This is a genomic window from Paenibacillus lemnae, assembly GCF_012933385.1.
GTDB classification, from domain to species: Bacteria; Bacillota; Bacilli; order Paenibacillales; family Paenibacillaceae; genus Paenibacillus_AQ; species Paenibacillus_AQ lemnae.
Genome location: NZ_JABBPN010000012.1, coordinates 15,585 through 41,714 on the forward strand (window position 1 = coordinate 15,585; position 26,130 = coordinate 41,714).

The following is a 26,130-nucleotide window of genomic DNA, read 5'->3' on the forward strand; positions in this document are numbered from 1 at the left end:
AGTGTTGAAGGATGGATGACCGTATTATCACAGCCAATTTAATGATGGAAGATCAGGCGGTTGAACTCAGTCTCCGTCCCCGCTATCTCGCCGAGTATATAGGCCAGAACCAGGTGAAGGAGAACCTGCAGATTTATATAGAAGCAGCCAAAATGCGAAAAGAGGCATTGGATCATGTGCTGCTCTACGGCCCCCCAGGGCTGGGTAAAACAACGCTGTCCAACATCATCGCCAATGAACTTGGTGTAAGCCTTAGAACCACATCCGGTCCAGCTATTGAACGACCTGGCGATCTCGCTGCACTGCTCACGAATCTTCAGGAAGGTGATGTGCTGTTTATCGATGAGATTCACCGGCTGCACCGTACGGTGGAGGAAGTGCTGTACCCTGCGATGGAGGATTTTGCGCTGGATATTATGATTGGCAAAGGGCCCAGCGCACGTTCTGTCCGGCTGGACCTGCCGAAGTTCACCTTAATCGGTGCTACAACTCGTGCCGGTCTGCTCTCAGCTCCGCTGCGTGACCGTTTTGGCGTGGTCAGCCGACTGGAGTTCTATACGGTAGATGAGCTTAGTTACATTGTATCTAGGGCGGCCGATATTTTGGGGGTTCAAATTCTTGGAGATGCTTCGGATGAAATTGCGCTGCGATCCAGAGGAACACCCAGAATTGCGAACCGCCTGCTGAAACGTGTGCGGGATTACGCCCAGGTCCGCGGAGATGGTATCGTTACGCCGGAGATAGCTCAGGAGTCACTGAAGATGCTTCAGGTAGATCCAATGGGACTGGATTTGATCGATCACAAGATGCTGAACGCCATGATCCGGAATTTCCGGGGCGGCCCGGTCGGATTGGATACGATTGCTGCAACGATCGGGGAAGAAAGCCAGACGATCGAGGATGTGTACGAGCCTTACCTGCTTCAGATCGGATTCCTGCAGCGAACACCGCGAGGCAGAATGGTAACCCCGGCAGGGTACAGCCATCTAGGCATTCCATTTCCGGAAGACCGCCGTTATTGATCAAGATAAATACAATACGCCTGTTTCAGGAGGAAATATCGGGATGAGAAGAAACTGGAGACAGAACATACTTGCTGTAAGCATGAAAGTGATGCTCGCTGCTGCGGTAACAGGCAGTGTCTGCCTGACAGCACCAGCAGCGGTTCAAGCACAAGTGTCAGTGATGGATAACATTCGTGTGGCTCTGTATTTGGATCTGGGCAGTAAATACAAATCGACGACACCAGCGGTCACGATCAGCTCCATAGAGCCTCTGAACATTTCCTTTGTGAGCCCATCCGGTACGATTCAGGCAGCAGCACTTGCCTCAGGGAGCCAAGCTCGTCTTGGCATCCATTCATATAAAGTCAAGGTGCTGGAGTCAAATGACTGGAAAACCGTATCGGAAGCAGCCCAAAAGCTGCAGGCGACGGCGGATAAGCCTATGGTTTTTACTTCACAAAGCCTGAAAGGGATATCCTATCAGCTCTACACGGGGATGTATGCGACAGAACAAGCAGCGACTGAGGCTGCAGTACGAACTGCCAAAACGGCATCAGCTCATTTAAACGGTCAAATTCCTGCTGCAAGAGGCACGATGCATTTGACATCAGGACCTTTAGCATCTGAAGCGGCCGCAGGAAATATAATTCAAGCGCTGAGGAATGCGGAAATCGATGCTTTTAAAGTGATGGTTCCAACGGGCAGCGGGATGACATATGAGGTTTGGGCAGGTGAGGCTCTTAATGCTGCAGAGCTTGGTCTTATTCAGAACACGGTTCAGGCAGCAGCGGCCGTCCCTTTTAAACCGGCAGGAATCCAGCCGGCCGGAATTATCCTCCGTGAAGAAGCGGGGATCGAGATGACAGGTCCGTTGAAATCCGTTCAATATAACATATCCGGAACAGATTCTAAATTATGGATTGAAGGAAGCGGAGCAGGTATCTACGTCAAAGAGCGGTCAGGACGGACATACCGGGGAGCCCTGGAAGCCGGCTTGAAAAATGGACAGCTGTACCTTGTGAACGAGCTGCCATTCGAACAATACTTGTACTCAGTTGTCGGAGCAGAAGTTCCATCAAGCTGGGGGGAAGAAGCCCTGAAAGCGCAGGCGGTCGCGGCTCGAAGCTATGCGCTGTATCAAGGACTGCGCTTTGAAGTAGCCCATGTGGTCGACACCGTCCTGACCCAAGCTTATAATGGTATCGGTTCCGAAGCGGCCAGAACGACGGATGCGGTCAACGCTACAGCAGGTGAGGTAATATGGAACGGCGGCAAGGTTGTGGAAGCCGTATTCTCTTCCAACAGCGGAGGGATGACTGCCGATCCATCAGAGGTATGGACTGGAGGTAATGCCATGTTTGCCGCTGTCGAAAGCCCTGGTGATGCGTCGGCACAAGCTTCCTCCAAGAAATGGTATTATATCCTGCTGCCTGGCGGTCAGAGCGGTTATGTTCGTGAGGACAATGTCCAAGAATCCGGAGCCTCCCTATCGGGACTGAAGATGATGACGGTAACCGCAAATTCGACGAATGTGCGTCCGATCCCTATGATTCAATCGGCAGTTAAACCTGTGGCTCAGATGAATCCGGGTCAGACAGCGGTTATTCTGGATGTTGTACCGGAATCGGGCAGCTACGAGTGGGTACGCGGGCCTTTTACATCAGAAGATATTCTTAAAACTTTGAAGGGCAGAACCTCAACTGCCCTGCCGTCCGAAATCAGGACACTGGAAGTGACTTCAAGAGGTCCCTCCGGCAGAGTCACCGAAGTCAAATTAAATGGTCAGGTGCTGAAAGTGAACTATCCGGATATGTTCCGTTCGGCCTTTGGCGGCCTGCCAAGCACACTGTTTGATATACAACCAGCCGGAAGTTATACTGTATTGGGCGCTGACGGCAAGACATCCACACTAGCCGGCGGAAGTCCGATCAATGTGATATCGGGAAGCGGTGTGAAGCAAAGTGCTGCTGCGGGATCCGTGATCATGAGTGCTGACGGAAAGGCACGTTCTGTTCAGAACAGCACTGGCTTCCGATTTATCGGTAAGGGGAACGGACATGGTCTTGGCCTCTCTCAGTGGGGAGCAAAGGGAATGGCTGACCAAGGGTATGATTACAGAGAAATATTGCAACACTATTACCGCAATTCAACTATAATGAAGGACTGACCGAAATGAATGTAGATATGTATGATTTCGAGCTGCCGGAGTCTCTGATTGCTCAGACTCCGCTGCTTGACCGCAGCGCATCCAAGCTGCTGACTTTAAATAAAGAGAATGGCGAAACGTCTCATGAACTCTTTGGAAATATCATAGACCATCTAAAACCAGGTGATACACTGGTGCTTAACGATACCAAAGTTATTCCGGCACGCCTCTTCGGTGTGAAAGAGGATACCGGCGCCAAAGCAGAGGTACTGCTGCTCAAAAACCTTTCAGGTGACCGCTGGGAAGCGCTGGTGAAGCCGGGCAAGAAGCTGAAGACCGGAAGCGTGATTGTTTTTGGAGAAGGTCAGCTTAAGGCTGTGATCGAAGATGAAGGAGAGATGGGAGCACGCACCTTGTCATTCTCCTATAAAGGCATTTTTCAGGAAATTCTGGATGCTCTGGGGCAGATGCCGCTTCCTCCTTATATCAAAGAAAAGCTTGAGGATAAAGAGAGGTACCAAACCGTTTACGCGAAGCATGAAGGATCGGCAGCTGCACCGACAGCCGGCCTTCATTTTACGGAGAAACTGCTGGAAGACATCACCCGCAAGGGAATCGATATTGCTTTTATTACGCTTCATGTCGGACTAGGGACATTTCGTCCAATGTCTGTCGAGCGGGTGGAAGACCATGTCATGCATGAGGAATACTATATGATTTCTCAAGAAACGGCAGACCTGCTTAATCAAACGAAAAAGAGGGGCGGCAGAGTTGTTGCTGTTGGCACGACATCCTGCCGTACACTCGAAACCGTAGGAAGTCAGCATCAGGGCATGCCTTTGGCAGAGAGCAGCGGCTGGACGGATATTTTTATCTATCCCGGCTATAAATTTCAAGTCGTTGATGCCTTGATTACGAACTTTCATCTGCCTAAATCTACCCTGGTTATGCTGGTAAGTGCACTGGCAGGCAGGGATCATATTATGTCCGCTTATCAAGAAGCTGTAGAACAGGAATACCGCTTCTTCAGCTTCGGAGACGCAATGTTTATTTATTAACTCGGAGGTTTTGTCTAACATGGCAGCAGCAATTACTTATGAACATATCAAAACATGCAAGCAGTCGGGTGCCAGACTGGGGCGTGTGCACACCCCGCATGGCGTGATCGATACGCCGACCTTTATGCCAGTAGGCACACTGGCCACGGTTAAAACGATGAGCCCGGAAGAATTAAAGGCCATGGATGCCCATATTATTCTGAGCAATACGTATCACCTGTTTCTACGTCCTGGACATGAAATCGTTAAGGATGCAGGCGGACTGCACAAATTTATGAACTGGGATCGGCCGATTCTGACGGATAGTGGAGGTTTTCAGGTATTCAGTTTGGCAGAAATGCGTAAGATTACCGAAGAGGGCGTACATTTCCGTTCTCATCTGAACGGTGACAAGCTGTTCCTGTCTCCTGAGGTAGCTATGGATATTCAGAATGCCCTTGGCTCGGATATTATGATGGCATTTGATGAATGCCCGCCGTTCCCGGCTGAATATGAATACGTCAAAAAATCCACTGAGCGGACATCCCGCTGGGCGGAAAGATGCCTGAAAAGCCATGCCCGGCCTCAGGATCAGGCACTGTTCGCCATCGTACAGGGAGGCATGCATGAAGACCTTCGCCGCCAAAGCGCTCTGGATTTGACTTCCATGGATTTCCCGGGTTATGCTATTGGTGGACTTAGTGTGGGAGAATCCAAGCAGCTGATGTATGAAGTGCTGGATTATACGGTTCCCCTGCTTCCGGACAACAAACCACGTTACCTGATGGGAGTCGGCTCGCCTGATGCGCTGCTGGAAGGCTCGATCCGGGGTGTGGACATGTTCGACTGCGTGCTTCCGACGCGGATCGCCCGCAACGGAACGACCATGACAAGCCAAGGTCGTCTTGTCGTTCGCAACGCCCAGTACGCAAGGGACTTCGGGCCGCTTGATCCTGAATGTGACTGCTATACATGCCGTAATTATTCTCGTGCGTATCTTCGTCATCTGATCAAGAGTGATGAAACGTTCGGGCTTCGCCTGACGACCTATCATAATCTTCACTTTCTTCTGAATTTGATGAGAAATGTACGCCAGAGTATTATGGATGACCGTCTGCTGGATTTCCGCGATGAGTTTTTTGACAAATATGGTCTGCATAACAATGAAAAAGGGTTCTAAGAGGTTACCATCATGGATGGTCCATGAAGGGGGGGAAAGATATGTTTAGTATGGATATTGCAGCAGGACAAAATCAAAGCGGAAGTTTGCTAGGGCTGATTTTACCTTTCGTGTTGATGTTTGTAATTTTTTATTTTCTGCTCATTCGCCCGCAGCAGAAGAAACAGAAGACACGCACCGCGATGCTTAGCGCATTGAAGAAGGGCGATAAGGTCGTTACCATCGGTGGCCTTCACGGTACGATCATCGAGATCACGGACGATATTGTGGTATTGAAAGTGAATGATGTCACGAAGCTGACCTTTGATCGCAGTTCGATCAGCCACAGTGTAAGCAATGCAGAAGCATAAACTAAAAGAAGAGCCGTCCCTTGAAGTAGATTTCTACATTCTGGGGCAGCTCTTTTTTTATATTTCAGTCATCGTGCATAATTATCAAGCAGCTCTCTTCAGAAGAGGCAGTTCGGAAGATTTGGCATTTGTCCATTTGCCCAAGTACAGGCCTGCCGTAGATGCCAGGACAGCCAGTGTTACGCCAGCCAGCATATCCGATACCCAGTGAATCCCCAGATAAAAAATGCTGAAAACAATGATAAAGGCACTAATGCCGGTCATCCAGGCCCATCGTTTGTTGCCTGATTTAAAGGCCAGCAGCGCCATGGTGACGGACAAGGATGTATGAAGGCTGGGAAAACAATTATCCAGACCGGACAAAGGCCTGTAGATCGTCTCAAAGGCCGGAAATACATCAAGCATATAAAAGGTGACACCTGCAGGTGCGTAGGACCAAACCTCGTTCACCGGGAACAGCAGGAAAAACGGAATGGCTATGGCATAGTTGATTAATATGGCATAGCAGACGGCGTATACGAGTGTTTTGTTCTGCTGAATCAGATACACGCCGAGAGATCCGATAATAACAGCCTGAAACACGAGAAGATAGAAATAAGCCAAAATCGGAGTCAGCCATGGAGTGTAAAATATCTCCTGCAAATGTCTCACGAACTGGCCTTCCCATAGAAACATCCACGAGGTGTAATCAGCCTGTACAGGGTGATCGAGCTCATACTGCTGTTCCATTTTGTTTAAAAGAAAAATACCCGCCATGGCTCCAAACAACAGTAGAAAACGGTAATTCGTAATCAGTTCTCTAATGAGTGCATAGATGGCTTTAAATGGATTGGCGAGTGTTCCGATCCACAGCAGCCCGATAATATTGAGTGTAGTGAATAAAGTAATAGTGTTCATGGATTGATATAACACGGTAAAACAAGAGCCCCCTCTTTCCTGATTGTCAGACAGCGTTTTTTAGTTTACCACAATTTCCGGAAAGAGAATTAACAATTTATTTACGTAAATTGACTCCGAACATACCGCCTAAGGCGCCTGTTCCCACCACGGCAGCCAGCAGAGTCAAATCTTTTGCAGAAATGGAACTGTCCAGTGCAAGAAACCCGATCAACAGCAGAAGGAATCCGTATAGCAGTCCGGTTACGATCCCGTAATACCACCCCCGGCTTCCCGAACGTTTACCACTGACCACCCCTCCAAACAACGCGGCTGCCCCATGAACCAAGTACGTATATAAGTTGAGATCTGCCTCTGATAGATTACTTGCCCACAACAAAAGTGAAAGTGCAAACGCACCTGCAAGCATCCACATAAACGCATACAACAGCCCCGAAAGTATCGGGTTGGTGATGCGAATCGAGAACACACGCCGGATCGGTTCCAAGATAAAATGCCCCCTTTAATGAACGATTTTTGTTACTTTCATTGTATGGCCAAGCCCCTGCAGATAGTACATATACCTTGTACTTTGAATTACCATAAATTAATCATACGATCTCGAATGGAAAGGCAGGTCCAGGGCAGAATACCATTACTGTGAGACTGTTTATCTATGCTGGGAGGGAAATGGCATTGACCAATCCTATCGTGATTTTGATATCCCGAACTGTACTCATGTACGGGGTCACTTTCTTGATGATGCGTATCATGGGCAAAAGGGAGATTGGGAAGCTCTCGATCTTTGACCTCGTTATTTCGATTATGATTGCTGAGATCGCGGTCTTTGTCATTGAAGATGTGAACAAACCCCTGCACGAAGGGCTGATTCCTATTGTTATCCTGGTAGCAATCCAGGTGGGGCTGGCTTTCTGGGGGCTGAAAAATCGAAAAGTCAGGCTGCTGGCAGACGGTAAACCGAGCATTCTCGTATCGAATGGAAAACTTCATCGCAAAGAAATGTCGAGGCTCCGATATAATCTGGATGATCTGATGCAGCAGCTCAGAGGAAAAGACATCGACAGTCTGGCAGATGTGGAGTTTGCAATCTTGGAAACGAGCGGTCAGCTCACCGTTATTCCCAAGGATTCACAGCAGTCATCGAATGAACAACCCGAGAAATCAAGTCCAAACCATTCAAGAAACCGGGATCAGGAGCAGATCACGATTCCGTATGACAAAATAACATATGAAGGTCTGCCGGTGCCTTTAATATTGGACGGCAAGGTTCAGGATGACAATCTGAAGCTCATTGATAAAACCCGCTTCTGGCTGAAAAACGAGATCCAAAAACATGGAGGACGGGATTTTAAAGATATATTTCTATGCTCCATTGATCACAAAGGTAAAATTTACGTAGATCGAAAGGATACCTAACCGGATTCGTTGTTTATTGAAACCGGACAAACCATTTCCCCAGTACTGGCACACGCACCAAATCTCTTGGTGTTACGAGTTTGGCCATAAAAACAGCTGCTGCGAATAGAACGACGCCTGCGAAACAGGCCGTCAAAAATTGAAGCCAAGGTACTTCTGAAAAAGGAAAGTGACGATAGCTGTAAAGAAGTCCGCCCCCCATAATGATCATGACAGCTATGGTTTTGATATAGTCAACTCCTTTGAAGCGGAACCCGATGAGACGGGAGATGCTGAAGCTGTGCAGGAAGGTAACTATAATGCTGTTTACAATGATGGCGATCACCGCACCGTGAATGCCGAACTCCGGATTGGACGATAAATACAAGATGAGACCCAGCTTGATAAAAGCCCCTATGAGCGTATTGATCAATGCTCTTCCTGGCCGGTCCAATGCCTGCAGGGCAGCTTGAAGCGGGGCCTGTACATATAGAAACAGAGCAAACGGAGCCATGATCTTCAGCATACTGCCGATTTCGGCATTGCTGTACATCAGCATACATAAAGGCTCTGCCAAAACAAACATGATGACGGCAAAAGGGGCTCCGGTGACAAGAGCAAGACGTAAAGCCTGATTCATGCGTTTATGGATCAAAGTTTTGTCCCCCCGAGCTGCCGCTTCGGATAGAGAAGGAACGAGGGCGACTGCGAGCGACATGGTTATAGCTCCGGGAAGCAGCAGCAGCGGAATGATCATGCCCTGCAGTGCTCCATACTGGGCCGTTGCCACAGATGTGGCGATTCCTGCCAGAGCCAGACTTCTGGCGGTAATTATGGATTCCAGGAGATAGGAAACCGAACCGATCATCCGCCCTCCGGTGACAGGAAGAGCGATTCCCGCAAGCCGTTTGAGAATGCTGCGGTTGTTCAGTGATGCATCATCGGTGCCCTGGCTATTCTTTTTCTCAGACTCAGGATCATCTAAAGACTTTTCGGTGTGCATCTTTTTGCGCCTTTTCTGCTCACGCTCATACTGCCACAGCAGGACCAACATTCCGATCAACTCTCCAACTGCCGTACCGAGCATGGCTCCTGCTGCACCGAAAGCAATTCCTTTAGGCATCAGCAGATGAGCAAACCACAGCATGCATACAATGCGTACGATCGTTTCGATAATGGATGAGGCCGCTGAAGGAACCATATTCTGTTTTCCTTGAAAATATCCGCGATACACGGCAGATACAGCGATGATCATCATCATGGGTGTCATGCTGACAAAAGTCTGGTAAACTCGTGCATCCGGGAGAATGACCTGGGTGATCCAAGGAGCGAGCAAAAGGCTGAGTACCATACACATTGCGCCTGCAGAAACAGTGAGGATCAGGCTGGTTCGGAGTATTTGACGGGAGCGTTCCGTATGGCCGGCCCCTTCAGCTTCAGCGACCAGTTTGGCGATGGCTAAAGGGATGCCTCCGGTAATCAACGTAACCAGAACGATAAAAAAAGGATAGCCGAGCTGGTAAATACCGACTCCTTCCGGTCCGATAATCCGGGGGAGTGCGATCCGCGGGATAAAACCGAGCAGACGGTTAAGAATACCAGCTGTCAGCAGGATCAGGGTCCCTTTGATAAACGATTGCTTGTTCAATGCTCATCCCAACTCCTTGGCTCAGATACTCATTTATTTTGATATCCTTATCATGAATATGCCCTACATGTCCCATCTGATGACTTTACTTTTTTAACAGTACGTGTTACTAAAAGAAGGATAGTTCATGCAGCCGGTCGAATGATATGCTAAGGACAACGATGAAGGGGGCCAGGTGTATGGAGATAGAATCCATCAAAGATGAAGAATGGATGGAGACCATTGATTTGATCTGTACCAGTAAGGCCGAAGAGATGCGGTTAATCGGCTATGAACATGTAACCGCCGATGATATCTGGCGCTGTGTCAGCAGCAAGTACGAGAAACAAGGCATTCCGCGGCTTCATAAGATGGTTAATGATATCTTGTCGTTAAAGGCCACAAGTCTAATGAATTATATGACGATTTCTGCATATAAGGGATCTCCTTTTTATTGATTGAGAGGAAGGTCCTTTTTTCTTGGGCTGGCGTATCACGTTTTCGTCCCGACAATTTTTGATAAATTGACTGGGTTTTGAGGCATGGCTATAATAGGAATATTGAAACAAAAGGGGGAACTAGGGACGGCATGAAAAGAATCATCAGTTTCATCGTTACCGTGCTCGTGCTCACCGGTATTATGGTTGTGACGAGTCCGGGATTAGTCAAAGACGTCCGTTTGGGTCTGGATCTTAAGGGCGGATTTGAAATCCTGTATGAAGCAGAGCCGCTCACTGAAGGACAACAGGTTACGCCTGAGTCTCTTCAGGAGACCGCGAAGAGCCTGCAGAAACGTGCAGATGCTCTGGGAACGACCGAGCCTGAGATTACACCTGAGGGCGCCAACCGCATTCGTTTGAAGGTGCCTGGCGTGGCGAACGAGGAAGAGATTCGTCAGACTATGAAGGAACCGGCAAACCTGACGTTCCGGAGTAATGACGGTTGTAAAGAAGGCGAAGAAGAGTTCTGTAAGATTGAGCTTCGCGGTGATGATTTTGTGGAGAACGGAGCTTCTGCTGGTGTCGGTAATCTGAATGAGCCGATTGTCAGCATTCAAGTGAAAGATAAAGCAAAATTTGCTGATATTACGAAACGTCTGCTTAACAAGCAATTAGCTATCTATCTGGACGATACATTACTCTCTGCGCCGACGGTGCAAGCCGTTCTGACAGATGGCAATGCAACCATTACAGGATCCGAGAGCAGAGAAGAAGCACAGCAGCTGCGGGATACCATTAATCTGGGCGCCCTGCCGCTGAAACTGACTGAGAAATACTCCCAAAGTGTTGGAGCAACATTGGGCATGGAATCACTAACCAAGACGCTCCAAGCGGGATTGATCGCATCATTGCTGATTCTAGTGTTTATGGTGGGTATTTATCGTATACCGGGACTTGTAGCCAGCTTTGCCCTGATTCTTCATACCTGGCTGCTGATTTTGATTTTCGTATTGGCTGACTTTACGCTGACGCTTCCAGGGATTGCGGCATTTATTCTCGGGATCGGAATGGCCGTGGATGCTAACATCATTACATTCGAACGGATCCGTGAAGAGATGCGCAGCGGCAAGAGCATTAACTCTTCTGTTATTTCAGGAGGGAAATCTTCGTTCCGGACGATTATGGATTCCCAGATTACAACCATTATCGTGGCCAGCGTAATGTTTGCCTTCGGTACCGGGGCTGTTAAAGGATTTGCGATCGTGCTCATCCTTGAAATTCTGGTAAGTATTGCAACGAACGTATACTTCTCCCGCTTCCTGCTCAATCTTCTTGTGAAAATTGGATGGGCCAGCAAACCGGGGCAGTTCGGTGTAAAGGAGAGTGATATACGTGCGCTTTAACAATTTTGATTTTGTACGGACAAGCAAATACTTTTATACGTTCTCGATCATCTTGACCATAGCGGGCCTGATTTTTCTGGCGGCTTTCGGTTTGAATTACGGCGTTGATTTTCGATCAGGTTCCAATGTTGATATTACAACTTCCAAGCCGATGACGGAGGAGCAGCTTCTTCCTGTTATTAATGAGATTGGGGTTGAGGAAGAGCCTGTGATCGTTCCAGGTGCAGAACGTACGAACATCCGATTCAGTGATGTGCTGACAGAAACACAAGATGCCGCTTTAAAGGCTGGCATACTGAAACTGGACGAGACCGCTTCTTTTGAAGTCAATACGGTAGACCCGGAGATGGCCAAGGAGTTGGGCAGAAACGCGATCTATGCCGTACTCCTGTCCTGTGTCGGTATTATTATTTATGTCAGCATCCGCTTTGAATGGCGATTCGCCTTGGCGGCCATTGTTGCGCTGCTGCATGATGCGTTTGTCGTAATCAGTGTGTTCTCGATCCTGCGTTTGGAAGTGGATATTACCTTCATCATTGCGATTTTGACCATTATTGGTTACTCCATCAATGATACGATCGTAATCTTTGACCGAATTCGGGAAAACCTGAGATTTGCCAAGATTAAAAAGTATACAGATCTCGTGGAACTGGTGAACAAGAGTGTGGCGCAGACGTTTAAACGATCGATCTATACTGCGCTGTCTGTACTGATTGCCGCATTCCTCATGCTGGTCATGGGCGGTGATTCAATCCGTATGTTCTCGCTGGCGATTGTAATCGGACTCGCAGTCGGTATGTATTCTTCCATTTTCATCGCAAGTCCACTGTGGCTGGTGCTGAAAGGGAAAAATATTGCCAAACCGTCTGCACCACAGCCTTCCAAAACTGAGGTATAGACGGATTGTTTGAGATTTAAAATGATAGAAAGCCGTGTCGCAGGCGACGCGGCTTTCTAAATTACAGGCTTGTGGATGCTGCAGCAGAGATAACTGAGGGGGGCCTCATGTGAATAATGTACCATCTCCGCAACAACAAACCAGAGCGGTATGGACTGGAATCATTAGTGACTTTGCTATAGCTGCCGGAAAGGGAGCTGTTGGTTATTTTTCGGGGAGCCGGGCACTCATGGCTGATGCTCTGCATTCAGCGGCGAACGGACTGGCACTGTTGGCTGCCCGCGGGCCATCAGACACTTATTTAAGCAGGCGCTTTCGTAAAGATAATGATCACAACTCTGATGCAGAGCGAATGGGAGCCATCCTGGTCCCGCTGCTCCTGGTCATGGGAGGACTGTGGATGTCATTCGCTGCAATTCGTGATGTATTTTCGCGTACACCAGAGGTGCCGAAGGATTCTGCTCTTCTTGTTGTTCTGATATCACTCATGGTGAAGGAAGCGGTCTTTCAATATCATGCACGGAATCAGGCGGAAAGCAGCCGTGCAAGCTTTCAGGTTCATTCCAGAAATCATCGGACTGGTATATACGCTTCCATGGGCGTAATCATCGGAATCGGATTGTCCATGGCAGCTCCTTATATCGGCTGGAATGCCCTGCTGTACTCAGATTGGCTGATGGCCTTCCTAATATCGCTGGTAGTCGTGTATAAAGGATTAAAACGAATGCTGGAAGCATTAGAGGAGCGGGATGCTGACCTGCCGCCCTCACTTGAGCATAGTGCTGATTATTACGATACCATTCAGCGTGTGTACGGCGTCATTACCATTGAGGAGCTAAAGGTGCATCCGCGCGGACACGCCCAGGTGCAGCTGGACGTGAGAGTGACCGTCAACCCGAAGATCACGGTGTGGGAGGCTCATGAAATTGCCGAACGTATACGCAAACTGCTTCAGCACCGTTTTGTTCAGATTATAGAAGCCCAGATTATTACCGTGCCTTATGAGACTGGATATCCGTATAAATCCAACTATGATTTGATCGACAACGACCTCCCGACGCTGCCTCAATAATTCAGCAGCAGGATAGATGTTTGCGTTATTAAGCAAGGAAGAAAGGTGAATCATTGTGCTGTACCCCAAGTATGAATGGCGAACACTTCCGGGAAATGAGGAAGCGGCCCTAGAGGTTGCCAAAGCACTGAATATATCCCCTCTGGCCGCTTCATTAATGGCAGGCAGAGGGATTCTCTCTGCAGAAGATGCGGATGTATTCCTGAAAGGATCCTTTGAGCATACTCATGATCCAATGCTGCTGCATGGGATGGACACAGCAGTTCCGAGAATACACAGAGCTCTGGAGGAACGTGAACACATTCTGATTTATGGTGACTATGATGCAGACGGCGTCTCCAGCACCACATTGATGATACAGCTGATGCGGTATCTTGGCGCTTCGTATGACATTTATATTCCCCACCGTTCCAATGAAGGCTACGGTCTTCACAACCATGCTCTGGATTGGGCGCACCAGCAAGGAGTCACCCTCGTTATTACCGTTGATACTGGAATTAGTGCGGTGGAACAAATTGCCTATGCGAATGCGTTGGGCATGGATGTCATTGTCACGGATCATCATGAACCACCGGAAACGCTGCCGGATGCATACTCACTGATCAATCCAAAGCTTTCTGTATGCCCTTATCCGTTTAAAGGGCTGGCTGGAGTAGGGGTGGCTTATAAATTGGCCCAGGCTCTGGTTAAGTCTCCTCCTGCAGAATGGCTGGAGATTGTGGCGATTGGCACGATTGCCGATCTGATGCCACTGCATGACGAGAACCGAATCCTGGTCAAAGAGGGTCTTCAATCCATGCGGCATACCCGCTATGAGGGTGTGAGAGCACTGCTTGAAGTCAGCGGCGTGCATGTAGATCAGGTAACCGCTGTTCATATCGCTTTTTCTGTGGCACCTAGAATTAATGCTTCTGGGCGTATGGATCATGCGGGAAGAGCGGTCACCCTGCTGACGACAGAACAACGCGAGGATGCCGAACGATTGGCATGGGAATTGGATGCCTTGAATAAGTCGCGTCAACAGACGGTAGAACTGATCGTACAGGAAGCAATGGGTATGATTCTGAACCGATGGGGAGCGGATCAGCTTCCCCCGGTTCTGATTGCTGCCGGGGAAGGCTGGAACGTCGGTGTCGTCGGCATTGTTGCTTCTAAGATACTAGAAAGGTTCTACAGACCGGTTATTATTCTGGGAATCGATCCTGACACCGGAACCTGCAAAGGTTCTGCACGTTCCATTCCCGGATTGGATATTTACGAAGCCCTGCATTCCTGCAGACAGACCATGGACCATTTTGGAGGCCATCCGGCTGCAGCCGGGATGAGCCTGCATAGAGACAAACTTCAGGAATTTGAAGAATCCTTGTGCCGCTTTGCGGATACTGTACTGCAGGAGGAACATTTTGTTCCGGTACAAGAGGCGGATCTGGAATGCTGTATCCGTGATGTTACGCTTGAGAGTCTGGACGCACTGGAGTTATTAGGTCCTTTCGGTATGGGGAATGCTGTTCCCAAGATAATCTTTCGGAATCTGGAAGTGAAGGAAGCCCGCAAAATGGGCAAAGACAGCAGACATCTAAAACTTCGAATGCAGCAGAACTCTGATACTTTGGAAGGTGTAGCATTCGGATATGGTCACTTGGCAGATGTTCTGCCAGCAGGTACGAGGCTGGATGTGCTAGGAGAAATGTCAGTAAACGAATGGAACGGTAACCGTAAACCACAATTAATGATTCATGACATGTCTGTACCCGAAAATCAGGTGTTTGATTATCGGGGCATTAAAGACCCTCTGCGTGAGATAACCCGGCTGAGGGAATCGTTAGAGCCTCACTTGCGTTGTGCGGAATCCCGCACGGCGGTTATATGTGCCGATAATAGACTTCAGGAAGTGAAAACTCATTTGCCCGGGCTGGCTCTTTGGGTATATGATATGTCAGCAGGCATTCTGCCGGCGAACGATAGGGCAGAGCAGGCGGAAACAGGACAAATATCTGTTCTGTTCATTGTCGATTTGCCTGAAATGCCGTCACAAATGGATGAGCTGATGTCACAATTCCGTCAGGTGCCTAATATATTTTTGCTGCATCCGGCGCGAGATCAGCGGGAGAGACTGCAGATCCCGACACGCGAGCAGTTCAAAACCTTGTATACGGTTCTGGCAAGAACGGGAGCAGAGTCTGTCGCCAGAAGCGACATCATTGCCCGGATGAGAAAGCAGTCGGGCTTGTCGGTTCGTATGCTGTCCAAGGTGCTGAATGTGTTTGAAGAATTATCTTTTATCAAGGTCTCTGGAGATATGATATCCTTCGTTCCGAATCCGGATAAAAAGCCGCTGGATGCCTCCAGTCATTTTCGTGAGCTTGCCAGTATGGCTGAGATGGAACAGCATTTATTATTCGGTAACACGACACAGGTTATGGATTGGATGAAGAACCGCTCACAAGGCGTATCTTAAATAAAAAGTTTAATGTACAGTGCAGCATAATTTAGGAGGAGATTAAATTGAATTTCAAGGATTATATCCGGGTCATCCCCGACTTCCCGCAGGCCGGGATCAGTTTTAAAGATATTACCACCTTATTAAATCAGGGCGAGGTTTACCGCAGTGCGATTGATGAACTGAAGGCGATGGTACAGCATTTGAAGATTGATGTCATTGCAGGTCCAGAAGCCCGCGGTTTCGTAGTAGGCGCACCACTGGCTTATGCGCTGGGTGTCGGCTTTACACCTATTCGCAAAAGCGGCAAGCTGCCTTATGAAACGATCGAGGTCGGATATGATCTGGAATACGGAAAAGATAAGCTGGCCATGCATATTGATGCGATTGAGAAGGGTCAAAATGTGCTGATCGCTGATGACCTGCTCGCTACAGGTGGAACCATTGCAACATCGGTTAATCTGGTGCGCCAGCTGGGCGGTAATGTTGTCGGTGCAGCCTTTATGATCGAGCTTGCAGACCTGAACGGCCGCGACAAGCTGCAGGATATCGATGTATTTACACTCATGAATTACGAATAAGGTTTAATTGCTGCACGCCCTTTCCCGGGAAATAAATAAGGACCGCCTCTGGTTGAACAGGGGCGGTCCTTGCTGTTTATTCTGTTACCTTTTCAGGGAGAGGCTGTTCTTCTGATCTTTCATTGGATATTCCCAGAATGTCGAACAATCGGAACAAGATGGCTAGCACCATGCCGACAAGGGTAGCCAAGGCCATTCCTTTCAATTCAACATCTCCGAATGTGAGCGTAACGCCGCTGATGCCGACGACCAGAACGATGGTTGCCAAAATCATATTGGTTGCTTTAGAGAAGTCTACGCGTTTCTCTACAAAGATCCGCAGACCGGATGCAGCGATAACACCGAACAGCAGCAGGGAAACACCGCCCATAACCGGACGAGGAATGTTGGCAATTACTGCGGAGAAGGTGCCCGAGAAAGAGAGCAGAATAGCGATAACGGCAGCACCCGCAATGACGCGTATGGAATACACTTTGGTCAGAGCCATGACGCCGATGTTCTCACCATAGGTTGTATTTGGCGTAGATCCGACAAAGCCGGATAAGACTGTGGAAATACCATTACCCAGGAGAGAACGGTGAAGCCCTGGATTTTTGGACAAATCCTTGCCTACGATGTTGCTCGTTACAAGCAAATGGCCGATATGTTCCACAATGACAACAATGGATACAGGGATGATAGTCAAGATGGCAGCAAGATCCCACTCTGGTGTCGTTACAGTAGGAGCTGAGAAAAAGCTTGCCCCGCTGATCTTATCGGTCTCGACAAGTCCGAGTGCGAAGGACAGTGCGTAACCGGAAATGATACCGATCAATATGTGGATGATTTTCGGAAAGCCCCGGAACAGCACAGAGCCGAATACGGTAACTCCAAGTGTGACCAATGACACGGTAACGGTTGCGGGATCCATGCTCCAGCTTTCCGCTGCTGCAGGATCGGACGGAGGGAGGAAGCCTGCCATATCTGCCGCGACCGGAACCAGCTCCAGACCGATCATTGCGATAATGGCTCCCATGACGGCAGGCGGGAATACAAAATCAATCCAGCGCGTTCCTGCAAACTTCACAATGAGCGCAACAATACAGAAGATGATACCCGTAATAATAAAGGCTCCCAACGCTTTTCCGTAATTCGCATCCGGATTGTCCTGAAGGACGATTCCGACCGGAGCCAGAAATGCAAAGCTGGATCCAAGGTAAGCCGGGATCTTTCCTTTGCAGAGCAGGATATAGAGCAGTGTGCCGATACCGTTCATCAGCAGGATCATACCGGGATCTACCCCGAAAATGTTCGGTACAAGTACCGTGCTTCCAAACATGGCGAACAAATGCTGCAAACTCAGCAGAAAGCCCGGTCCGAATGGAAGTTTCTCATCAACTTGAATTTCGCGCTGCAAAACCATTCACTCCTCAATTTCTGTTTCATCAGAGGTTCTATTTCCTAATGATCTTTACTAGATTAAATAGGTTTGTTCGTTTTTTCAACATTAATTTTCACGAAACGACTAGTTTCTCTATAATTGTGTAATTTATTGGAGGCAGGATTGCAAGAGCAGCAGGACTTTTTATCAGCCTTTCCACGATTCGAAAATCAGAAGTATTCCCTTATGTACCATGATGTTGACGTACAGCGCCTGAAGCGTCATAATGGTAGAAAACCATCACTTAAGGCAACCTGCGCGTTTTGACAAGGGCGGGTTTTCGTTTTATATAGATAGGAATAGAAAGGACTCGTCAATGGGCATAGAGCGATTACTTGAAAAGGCAGGCGCCTATATTAAAGAACCCGATCTTCTTCGCATCCAGGAAGCCTACGACTTTGCGGAACAGGCCCATCATGGACAGGTGCGTAAATCGGGAGAACCTTATATTCTTCACCCGCTCGCGGTAGCAGACATCGTTGTCAATATGCAGATGGACACGTTGTCTATTATTGCTGCTCTGCTTCATGATGTCGTGGAGGATACAACGGTATCGCTTGAAGAGATTCGGAACATATTCGGCGATACCTGTGCGATGCTCGTAGACGGATTAACGAAGCTGGAACGGATCAAATTTGGCTCCAAGGAAGAACAGCAGAACGAAAATTATCGGAAAATGTTTATTGCGATGGCCCGGGATATCCGTGTTATTGTCATTAAGCTTGCCGACCGGCTGCACAATATGAGAACACTTAAATACCAGTCTGAGGAAAGCCAGCGGCGAATTTCTCATGAAACCCTGGAAATTTTTTGTCCCATAGCCCACCGTCTTGGTATTTCTGCGATCAAGTGGGAGATGGAGGATATTGCCCTCCGGTATCTCAATCCGCAGCAGTATTACCGCATTGCTAATCTGATGCACAAGAAACGCGCTGAGCGGGAACAGTTCATTGATAATGTTATTGACTGTATCCGCGAGAAGCTGGATGAGATGGGAATTCAGGCTGATCTTTCGGGCCGTCCCAAACATATTTACAGTGTTTTTAACAAAATGTCTGTCAAGAACAAGCAGTTTAATGAAATTTACGATTTGCTTGCCATCCGGATTATCGTAGACAATATTAAGGATTGTTATGCGACACTCGGTATTATTCATACCCTCTGGAAGCCGATGCCGGGACGCTTCAAGGATTATATTGCGATGCCAAAGGCGAATATGTACCAATCCCTGCATACGACCGTCGTAGGTCCAAACGGTGAACCGACCGAGGTGCAGATTCGTACACTGGAGATGCACCGGACAGCAGAGTTCGGGATCGCGGCACACTGGGCTTACAAGGAAGGCTCCGCTTCCGGCAATTTTGACAATAAAATTACCTTTTTCCGCGAAATTCTGGAGCTTCAGCATGAAGCTAAAGATGCATCGGAGTTTGTAGAATCGCTTAAGATGGATTTTTTCTCTGACCTTGTATTTGTGTTTACTCCGAAAGGGGAGGTCATTGAGCTCCCGGCGGGTTCGGTGCCGCTGGATTTTTCTTATCGTATTCATACTGAAGTCGGAAATCGCACGATTGGCGCCAAGGTTAACGGCCGGATTGTGCCGCTTGATCATCAGCTGAAAACCGGCGATATCATCGAAATTTTAACATCCAAACACTCGTACGGCCCAAGTCAGGACTGGTTAAAAATCGCGCAGTCTTCCCATGCCCGAAGCAAGATCAAGCAGTGGTTCAAAAAAGAGAAGCGGGAAGAAAATGTCGAGAAGGGCCGCGATTTGCTTGAGCGTGAATTGAAGCGGCTGGGTCTCGATTCTTCCGATTGGCTGCAAGATGACAAGCTGATTGATGCTGCCCGAAAGTTTGCTTTTAATGATATTGAAGATATGCTGTCAGCTGTCGGATTTGGCGGCATTACGGCAGCTCAGATCTGTACAAAGCTTACGGAAAAGCTCCGGAAGGAGCAGGAGGAAGCCAATCTCCTTGAACTGACTTCAGAGATGAAAGAGATCAAAGCTCCGCCTGAGAAGCGCAACCGTCCGACGAACGGGGTGCGGGTGAAGGGAATCGACAACCTGCTGGTCCGGTTCGCCAGATGCTGCAATCCGGTACCAGGAGATGATATTGTTGGATATGTGACAAGAGGACGCGGAGTCTCTGTTCACCGTGCAGACTGTCCGAATCTTCCGGCCACAGGAGATGGCGAAGATGCGGCTCGGGTCATTGAAGTGGAATGGGAAACAACAGTGGAAGCCAATTACAGTGTGGATATTGAAGTCACAGGCCATGATCGCAACGGCCTGCTGAATGAAGTCCTCCAGGCGGTTTCCGAGAGCAAGACCAATATTTCGGCGGTAACCGGCCGTTCAGACAAGAATAAAATGGCCATGATCCATATGACCATCCTGATCCGCAACACAGATCATCTGCAGTCGGTAGTAGATAAGATTAAACGTGTTAAGGATGTTTATACGGTTAACCGTATTATGCAGTAACGCTAGAATTTCGATGCGGGTTAAGGCTTCATTTGAAGCTCTTGGCCCGCTATTTTTATGCTAGGAGTGGAACAATATGAAGGTTGTTATTCAAAGATGCAAACATGCAAAAGTAACAGTTGAAGATCAGGTCGTAGGGGAAATTGGTCACGGTCTCCTGGTACTGGTCGGCGTTACGCATGAGGATGATGAGAAAGACGCCAAGGCTCTTGCGAATAAAGTGGCAGGGCTGCGGATTTTTGAAGATGAGACGCAGAAAATGAATTTGAGTGTACTGGACACGGGAGGTGCCGTTCTGTCGGTATCCCAGTTTACGCTGTATGGAGACTGCAGAAAAGGAAAGCGGCCCAACTTTATGGCTGCAGCCCGGCCGGAAGCCGCCGAGCGTCTGTATGATCAATTTAACCGTGAATTGGAAGCGAACGGTCTGAACGTCGAAAAGGGAGTATTCGGTGCAGATATGGATGTATCTCTGACAAACTGGGGACCGGTTACATTAATCATCGACAGCCGCAGTTAGCTTTAGGCATCAAAATGTGCTTAAACACGAGAAACGCGGGCATAATAAGTACAAATCTCTTTTGTGATAAGGAGTTTGTTATGCGCTATTCTCCCCAATACTCAGCTTGTAAGAATGTTTCTATACTGTTATCAGGAAGCATGAGCGAGACATACAGGTTGAACTCGCTTATGCAGCAGCCCGGGGACCTCATATCAACATGTGATCAAAAAATAAATATGAAGAGTCACTTAGTTCGAAAATGAGTTTTACTTCCTTCACAAAAGTCCTGTTTGCTTATCCTGATAAGTGAGCAGGGCTTTTTAGTATGGGCTTTAAATGGTCATCATCTTAAAAAGTTCTCAACGAAGAACTGTTATAAAAATTGCACAACAGGGTAATAAGAAATCGAGGAACGAAACGAAAGGAGACTTAACAGATTATGAGTAAAGTAGCTTTTCTTATCGCCGATCAATTCGAGGACTCTGAAATGCAGGTTCCCTACGATGAAGTGAAACAAGCCGGCCATCAGGCGGATATTATTGGATTGGAAAAGGGATCAGAAGTTAAAGGTAAGCAGGGTAAAGCCCAATATACAATTGAAAAATCGATTTCCGAAGTCAATGTTCAGGACTATGATGCGGTGGTTATTCCAGGCGGATCTTCTCCAGAAAATCTGAGACTGGATTCCCATATACTAGACTTTGTAAAAGAGGCAGACAAATCTGGCAAACCGATTGCTTCGATCTGTCACGGTCCTCAAATTCTGGCAAGTGCAGGACTTCTCAAGGGTCGGACTATTACATCATATCCTCCGCTTCAAGATGATATGGTGAATGCCGGAGCTTCATTTAAGGACGAAGAGGTAATTGTGGATCGAAACTTTATTACCTCGCGAACACCAAAGGATGAACCCGCATTTGTCCGTGAATTGCTGAAGGTGCTTTAACATCCAGTCACAGCTCACCGCTTGCCGCCAGCACGAATATCGGACCATGAAAACTGTTGATGAAAAAGGAGGAATTAATCATGTCCAAACATCTTCAAGCTTATTTCAGATCAGAAGACGAAGCTGAGAGCGCAAAAACGACGCTATTAACGTACAAAACCGACCAGCTTGAAGTCAGTGAACTGCAGGAAACGGTGGGCCGTGGGGCGAATATTCTGGTTCCATTGATTCCATGGAGCGGCGCAGGCTCTGGCGGCGTAACATCTGGCAGCGGTACTGTAGGTAATCCAAGCGGAGCAGGAGCTGTTGTAGGTGTACAGGGTGTACCTGCAGACAACCATCGTTCCGAGGATGAGCCAGTGACCGAGGATGATCATGACCGTGATGAATGGAAAGATGCTGATCTGGACGACGCAGACTTTGATGATCTTAAATATGTGCTTACTGCTAAAGTTAATGATGCTGACTATGAAAGCATTGTTCGTAAACTTCGCTCCAACCATGCATTCATCGAACGTTTTGATGAATAATTCATTGAAAGGCCGCCTGACAGGCGGCTTTTTTAATGTCTGCTATTTAAAACGCTTCCAGAGCTGTAATATAACTGTAATAAAGTATACATCGTTTATTAATATAGGATGTTTATAATAAGAGCATGACCCCCTTTTTTATATAACCTTGAAACCTGCGATCACGGATCGCAGGTCTTTTTTTTCACGATATCGAAAATTGCTGTAGAATTTCTTGACTTTAATGCAGTGGTTCATTACAATCTAAAAATATAAAGTTTTGGGCGGATCAATGCCTGTAATAACAGAATAGTGATTTGATGACGGGACCAAGTAATCCAGACCCACATGTTCAGAGAAGAATCTCAACAGGCTGTAAGGATTCTCATGATGAATGGACGAATGACTTCCCCGAGAACAGACAGCGAAATGCAGACCTTAGGAGATCTGCACATGTAGCTGACTCTGCGCTTCCGGGCGTTATCGGTTAGTTAAGCGAAAGACATTGTGCTTGCACTTCATGATACGGCTAAAGTGACATGATATCTTTCGAAATGTGGGTGGCACCACGGGTGATTTCATTAATGAACTCTCTCGTCCCTGTTGTTGTTCTTGGAACAGCAGGGCGAGAGTTTTTTTGTTTTATTCTGATGATCAATGGAGGACATGAATCATGGCGAATATGAGATTTGAAAAGCCAACCGGAACTCAGGATTTTTTGCCGGGTACAGTAGAAAAATGGCAGTTCGTAGAAGAGAAGGCAAGAGAATTGTGCCGCCGCTACAATTATCGTGAAATTCGGACACCTTTATTTGAACAGACAGACCTGTTTGAGCGTGGAGTCGGCGAGACGACGGATATTGTCGAAAAGGAAATGTATTCCTTCCTCGATAAGGGAGGCCGGAGCATGACACTCCGTCCTGAAGGAACTGCCGGTGTCGTTCGGGCCTATGTACAGAACAAGCTGTACGGGGAGCCCGATATTACCAAGCTGTACTATATTGCTCCCATGTTCCGCTATGAACGCCCCCAAGCCGGGAGATATCGTCAATTCCACCAATTTGGGGTGGAGGTATTCGGTACAGCCGATCCATCCATCGACGCAGAAGTGATTGCACTGGGTTATTCGTTTACCAGGGAATTAGGACTCTCCGGCGTAAAAGTGGAAATCAATTCGGTGGGGACACCAGAGGTGCGTGCGGCTTACCGGGATACACTGCTGGCTTTCCTTACACCGATGAAGGACAGCCTGTGCAGTGACTGTCAATCCAGGATGGAACGCAATCCGCTTCGAGTGCTGGATTGCAAGAAAGACCAGGATAAGTTCGTTGGAGCACCCTCCATTCTGGATAGCTTGGACGAGGAGTGCACGACTCACTTCAACAAGGTAAGAGGTTATCTGGATGCTATGGGCGTAATCTATGAAGTGAACCCGCGCATGGTCCGCGGACTGGATTACTACACGCACACCGCTTTTGAATTCAAAGCCGAGGGGATCGGTGCCATTGATACGGTTGGCGGCGGAGGCCGCTTTAACGGACTGGTTGATCAGATCGGCGGACCCGATCAGCCAGGGATCGGATTTGGCATTGGCTTGGAGCGGATTATGCTCATTCTGGAACACCAGAAGGTTGAATTGAAGGCAGTCAAACCGCTGGATGTATACGTGGTAAGTCTCGGAGAGGCAGCAGAGCAGGAAGCTGTGAAGATCATTTTCAAGCTCCGGGAAGCTGGGTTCTCCGCAGAAAGAGACTACATGGGCCGCAAAATGAAAGCTCAAATGAAATCAGCGGATCGGCTGCACGCACGATTTACTGCGATTCTCGGGGATGATGAGCTGGCACGCGGAGAAATTGCCCTGAAATCAATGGAAACCGGTGAGCAGCGCTTCGTCAAGCTGAACGATCTTCACCTTGAACTGGGTTAAACGGCCATTTTGGCTTTATTATAACAAGAGGGGTATGATGAAATCATGTTAAAGAGGACACATCATTGCGGTCAATTGACAGCTGCGAACATTGGAGAAATAGTAACACTGAACGGCTGGGTGCAGACCAGACGCGATCTGGGGGGCGTGCTGTTTATTGATCTGCGCGACCGAAGCGGCATTATGCAGGTTGTGTTTAACCCTGATTTTTCCGGAGAAGCGCTGTCTACGGCAGACAGAGTGCGGAGCGAATACGTACTGGCTGTATCCGGTACAGTTGTAAAGCGCGACCCGGACACGGTCAACAAAAATCTTGCTACAGGTGAGATTGAAGTACAGGTTACGGAAATTGAAGTGTTGAATGCTGCCAAAACGCCTCCGTTCTTTATCGAAGACGGCGTAGAGGTGGATGAGCAGCTCCGCCTGAAATATCGTTACCTGGACCTGCGTCGTCCGGAAATGCAGCAGACGCTGATGCTTCGCTCGAAAGCGTCAAAAATTTTCCGCGATTTCCTCGACGGAGAAGGCTTCGCTGATGTAGAAACACCGATTCTGACAAAAAGTACACCTGAAGGCGCGCGTGACTACTTGGTGCCAAGCCGTGTTCATGCCGGTGAATTTTTCGCGCTTCCGCAGTCTCCGCAAATTTACAAGCAGCTCCTGATGGTGAGCGGCCTGGAACGCTATTACCAGATTGCCCGCTGTTTCCGGGATGAAGATCTTCGTGCTGACCGGCAGCCGGAATTTACACAGGTCGACATCGAAACTTCGTTTATGGAGCGGGATGATCTCTTGACCATGATGGAAGAGCTGATGGTTCGCCTCTTCAAGGAAACCGTGGGTGTGGAACTGGCGACCCCGTTCCAGCGAATCAGCCATGCAGATGCGATGGGTAAATATGGATCGGACAAGCCTGACCTGCGTTTCGGTATGGAATTGATCGAAATGAATGACATCGTGGCAAGCAGCGGCGTGAAAGTTTTTGCTTCGGTCATCGAAAAAGGCGGAGAAGTGAAATGTTTGAACGCCAAAGGCTGCGGTACCTGGACTCGGAAGGAAATTGATGATCTCGGACCGTTTGCAGCCCGCTATGGAGCTAAAGGCCTGGCCTGGATCCAGGTTAAAGAAGGCGAATTCAAGGGTCCTATTGTGAAGTTCTTCAGCCCTGAAGAAATTGAAGCGGTACGGGAACGCACCGGCGCAGAAGACGGAGACTTGCTTCTCTTCTCCGCAGACAACAGCAAAGTCGTTGCAGATGTACTGGGTGCCCTTCGCCTCAGAATCGGACGTCAGCTGGGTCTCATTAACGATAAAGAATTCAAATTTGCCTGGGTACTGGACTTCCCGCTGCTCAGCTATGATGAAGAACAAAAACGTTATGTTGCAGAGCACCATCCGTTCACTCGTCCAAATGACGAAGACCTTGAACTGCTGGATACAGACCCGCTTGCCGTCCGTGCACAAGCTTATGACCTCGTGCTCAATGGTTATGAAGTAGGCGGCGGCTCCATGCGTATTTACAAACGTGATATTCAGGAGAAGATGTTCGCAGCATTGGGTCTGTCCCCTGAAGAGGCATACGAGAAATTCGGCTTCTTGCTGGATGCATTCGAATACGGTACACCTCCTCACGGCGGAATTGCATTCGGCTTTGACCGACTGGTTATGCTGCTGGCTGGACGCACAAACCTGCGTGAGACGATTGCCTTCCCGAAAACAGCGAACGCTACAGATCTGCTGATGGATGCGCCATCTGAAGTAGACAGCGGTCAGCTGGAACAGCTGCACATCAAGCTGTCCAAAAAGCCGGTTGAAGAGAAGAAAGCGTAAAGCGAAGAAGTAATAGATACCATATCCGGGAAAAA

At 48.3% G+C, this 26,130-nt stretch carries 22 protein-coding genes; 18 read left to right on the forward strand and 4 right to left on the reverse strand.

The genetic code is table 11. The annotated features are described in order from the left end of the window. The first annotated feature begins 11 nt into the window (after positions 1-11). From ruvB to yajC, 5 genes are read left to right on the forward strand one after another with little or no spacing between them, the layout of a single operon-like run. Positions 12-1,022, forward strand: coding sequence for a Holliday junction branch migration DNA helicase RuvB (gene ruvB, locus HII30_RS13355; protein ID WP_169505537.1), 1,011 nt, complete (start codon positions 12-14; stop codon positions 1,020-1,022). 43 nt (positions 1,023-1,065) lie between these two features. Next, complete coding sequence (locus HII30_RS13360; RefSeq protein ID WP_169505538.1) at positions 1,066-3,171, forward strand: SpoIID/LytB domain-containing protein; 2,106 nt, start codon at positions 1,066-1,068, stop codon at positions 3,169-3,171. Between the two features lie 5 nt (positions 3,172-3,176). Further along, positions 3,177-4,208 carry a tRNA preQ1(34) S-adenosylmethionine ribosyltransferase-isomerase QueA gene (queA, locus tag HII30_RS13365; RefSeq protein ID WP_169505539.1) on the forward strand — a complete coding sequence of 344 codons (1,032 nt, stop codon included), beginning with the start codon at positions 3,177-3,179 and terminating at the stop codon, positions 4,206-4,208. Between the two features lie 19 nt (positions 4,209-4,227). Further along, a complete protein-coding gene (gene tgt, locus HII30_RS13370) occupies positions 4,228-5,367 on the forward strand; it encodes a tRNA guanosine(34) transglycosylase Tgt (RefSeq protein WP_169505540.1) in 1,140 nt (379 codons plus the stop codon). Positions 5,368-5,408: 41 nt separating this feature from the next. Continuing rightward, positions 5,409-5,717, forward strand: coding sequence for a preprotein translocase subunit YajC (gene yajC, locus HII30_RS13375; RefSeq protein WP_169505541.1), 309 nt, complete (start codon positions 5,409-5,411; stop codon positions 5,715-5,717). Positions 5,718-5,801: 84 nt separating this feature from the next. Here yajC and HII30_RS13380 read toward each other — a convergent pair whose 3' ends face one another. Together HII30_RS13380 and HII30_RS13385 are read right to left on the reverse strand one after the other, a co-directional pair. Next, on the reverse strand, positions 5,802-6,614 hold the full coding sequence (locus HII30_RS13380) for a phosphatase PAP2 family protein (RefSeq protein ID WP_169505542.1): 813 nt from the start codon (positions 6,612-6,614) through the stop codon (positions 5,802-5,804). A 97-nt stretch (positions 6,615-6,711) separates the two neighbouring features. Beyond that, positions 6,712-7,101, reverse strand: a complete 390-nt coding sequence (locus tag HII30_RS13385; RefSeq protein ID WP_169505543.1) for a TIGR04086 family membrane protein — start codon at positions 7,099-7,101, stop codon at positions 6,712-6,714. Positions 7,102-7,331: 230 nt separating this feature from the next. Here HII30_RS13385 and HII30_RS13390 point away from each other — a divergent pair, with 230 nt between their 5' ends. Next, positions 7,332-8,030: a DUF421 domain-containing protein gene (locus tag HII30_RS13390; RefSeq protein WP_246246402.1), complete on the forward strand. Its 699-nt coding sequence runs from the start codon at positions 7,332-7,334 to the stop codon at positions 8,028-8,030. A 13-nt stretch (positions 8,031-8,043) separates the two neighbouring features. Here the strand turns inward: HII30_RS13390 and spoVB are convergent, their stop codons facing one another. Beyond that, positions 8,044-9,657 carry a stage V sporulation protein B gene (spoVB, locus tag HII30_RS13395; RefSeq protein WP_169505545.1) on the reverse strand — a complete coding sequence of 538 codons (1,614 nt, stop codon included), beginning with the start codon at positions 9,655-9,657 and terminating at the stop codon, positions 8,044-8,046. Between the two features lie 179 nt (positions 9,658-9,836). Here spoVB and HII30_RS13400 point away from each other — a divergent pair, with 179 nt between their 5' ends. From HII30_RS13400 to HII30_RS13425, 6 genes are all read left to right on the forward strand, one after another. Then, positions 9,837-10,094, forward strand: coding sequence for a post-transcriptional regulator (locus tag HII30_RS13400; protein WP_169505546.1), 258 nt, complete (start codon positions 9,837-9,839; stop codon positions 10,092-10,094). A 131-nt stretch (positions 10,095-10,225) separates the two neighbouring features. After that, positions 10,226-11,479, forward strand: a complete 1,254-nt coding sequence (gene secD / locus HII30_RS13405; protein ID WP_169505547.1) for a protein translocase subunit SecD — start codon at positions 10,226-10,228, stop codon at positions 11,477-11,479. After that, on the forward strand, positions 11,469-12,377 hold the full coding sequence (gene secF, locus HII30_RS13410) for a protein translocase subunit SecF (RefSeq protein ID WP_169505548.1): 909 nt from the start codon (positions 11,469-11,471) through the stop codon (positions 12,375-12,377). Before secD ends, secF begins: the two co-directional genes overlap by 11 nt. 109 nt (positions 12,378-12,486) lie before the next feature. Then, positions 12,487-13,449 (forward strand): cation diffusion facilitator family transporter, encoded by a 963-nt coding sequence (locus tag HII30_RS13415; RefSeq protein ID WP_169505549.1) that lies wholly within the window; start codon positions 12,487-12,489, stop codon positions 13,447-13,449. A gap of 55 nt (positions 13,450-13,504) precedes the next feature. Continuing rightward, positions 13,505-15,907, forward strand: a complete 2,403-nt coding sequence (recJ, locus tag HII30_RS13420; protein WP_169505550.1) for a single-stranded-DNA-specific exonuclease RecJ — start codon at positions 13,505-13,507, stop codon at positions 15,905-15,907. Between the two features lie 47 nt (positions 15,908-15,954). Next, positions 15,955-16,470 carry an adenine phosphoribosyltransferase gene (locus tag HII30_RS13425; protein ID WP_169505551.1) on the forward strand — a complete coding sequence of 172 codons (516 nt, stop codon included), beginning with the start codon at positions 15,955-15,957 and terminating at the stop codon, positions 16,468-16,470. A gap of 76 nt (positions 16,471-16,546) precedes the next feature. Here HII30_RS13425 and uraA read toward each other — a convergent pair whose 3' ends face one another. Beyond that, positions 16,547-17,866, reverse strand: a complete 1,320-nt coding sequence (gene uraA, locus HII30_RS13430; protein ID WP_169505552.1) for a uracil permease — start codon at positions 17,864-17,866, stop codon at positions 16,547-16,549. A gap of 340 nt (positions 17,867-18,206) precedes the next feature. Between uraA and HII30_RS13435 the strand changes: the two genes are divergently transcribed. From HII30_RS13435 to aspS, 6 genes are all read left to right on the forward strand, one after another. Further along, positions 18,207-20,381 (forward strand): RelA/SpoT family protein, encoded by a 2,175-nt coding sequence (locus HII30_RS13435; protein WP_169505553.1) that lies wholly within the window; start codon positions 18,207-18,209, stop codon positions 20,379-20,381. A 76-nt stretch (positions 20,382-20,457) separates the two neighbouring features. Next, complete coding sequence (gene dtd, locus HII30_RS13440) at positions 20,458-20,901, forward strand: D-aminoacyl-tRNA deacylase (protein ID WP_169505554.1); 444 nt, start codon at positions 20,458-20,460, stop codon at positions 20,899-20,901. A gap of 421 nt (positions 20,902-21,322) precedes the next feature. Next, positions 21,323-21,829: a type 1 glutamine amidotransferase domain-containing protein gene (locus HII30_RS13445; protein ID WP_169505555.1), complete on the forward strand. Its 507-nt coding sequence runs from the start codon at positions 21,323-21,325 to the stop codon at positions 21,827-21,829. 80 nt (positions 21,830-21,909) lie between these two features. Next, on the forward strand, positions 21,910-22,359 hold the full coding sequence (locus tag HII30_RS13450) for a hypothetical protein (protein ID WP_169505556.1): 450 nt from the start codon (positions 21,910-21,912) through the stop codon (positions 22,357-22,359). A 661-nt stretch (positions 22,360-23,020) separates the two neighbouring features. Continuing rightward, positions 23,021-24,265, forward strand: coding sequence for a histidine--tRNA ligase (gene hisS / locus HII30_RS13455; RefSeq protein ID WP_169505629.1), 1,245 nt, complete (start codon positions 23,021-23,023; stop codon positions 24,263-24,265). Between the two features lie 45 nt (positions 24,266-24,310). Further along, positions 24,311-26,095: an aspartate--tRNA ligase gene (gene aspS, locus HII30_RS13460; RefSeq protein WP_169505557.1), complete on the forward strand. Its 1,785-nt coding sequence runs from the start codon at positions 24,311-24,313 to the stop codon at positions 26,093-26,095. The last annotated feature ends 35 nt before the right edge of the window (positions 26,096-26,130 follow it).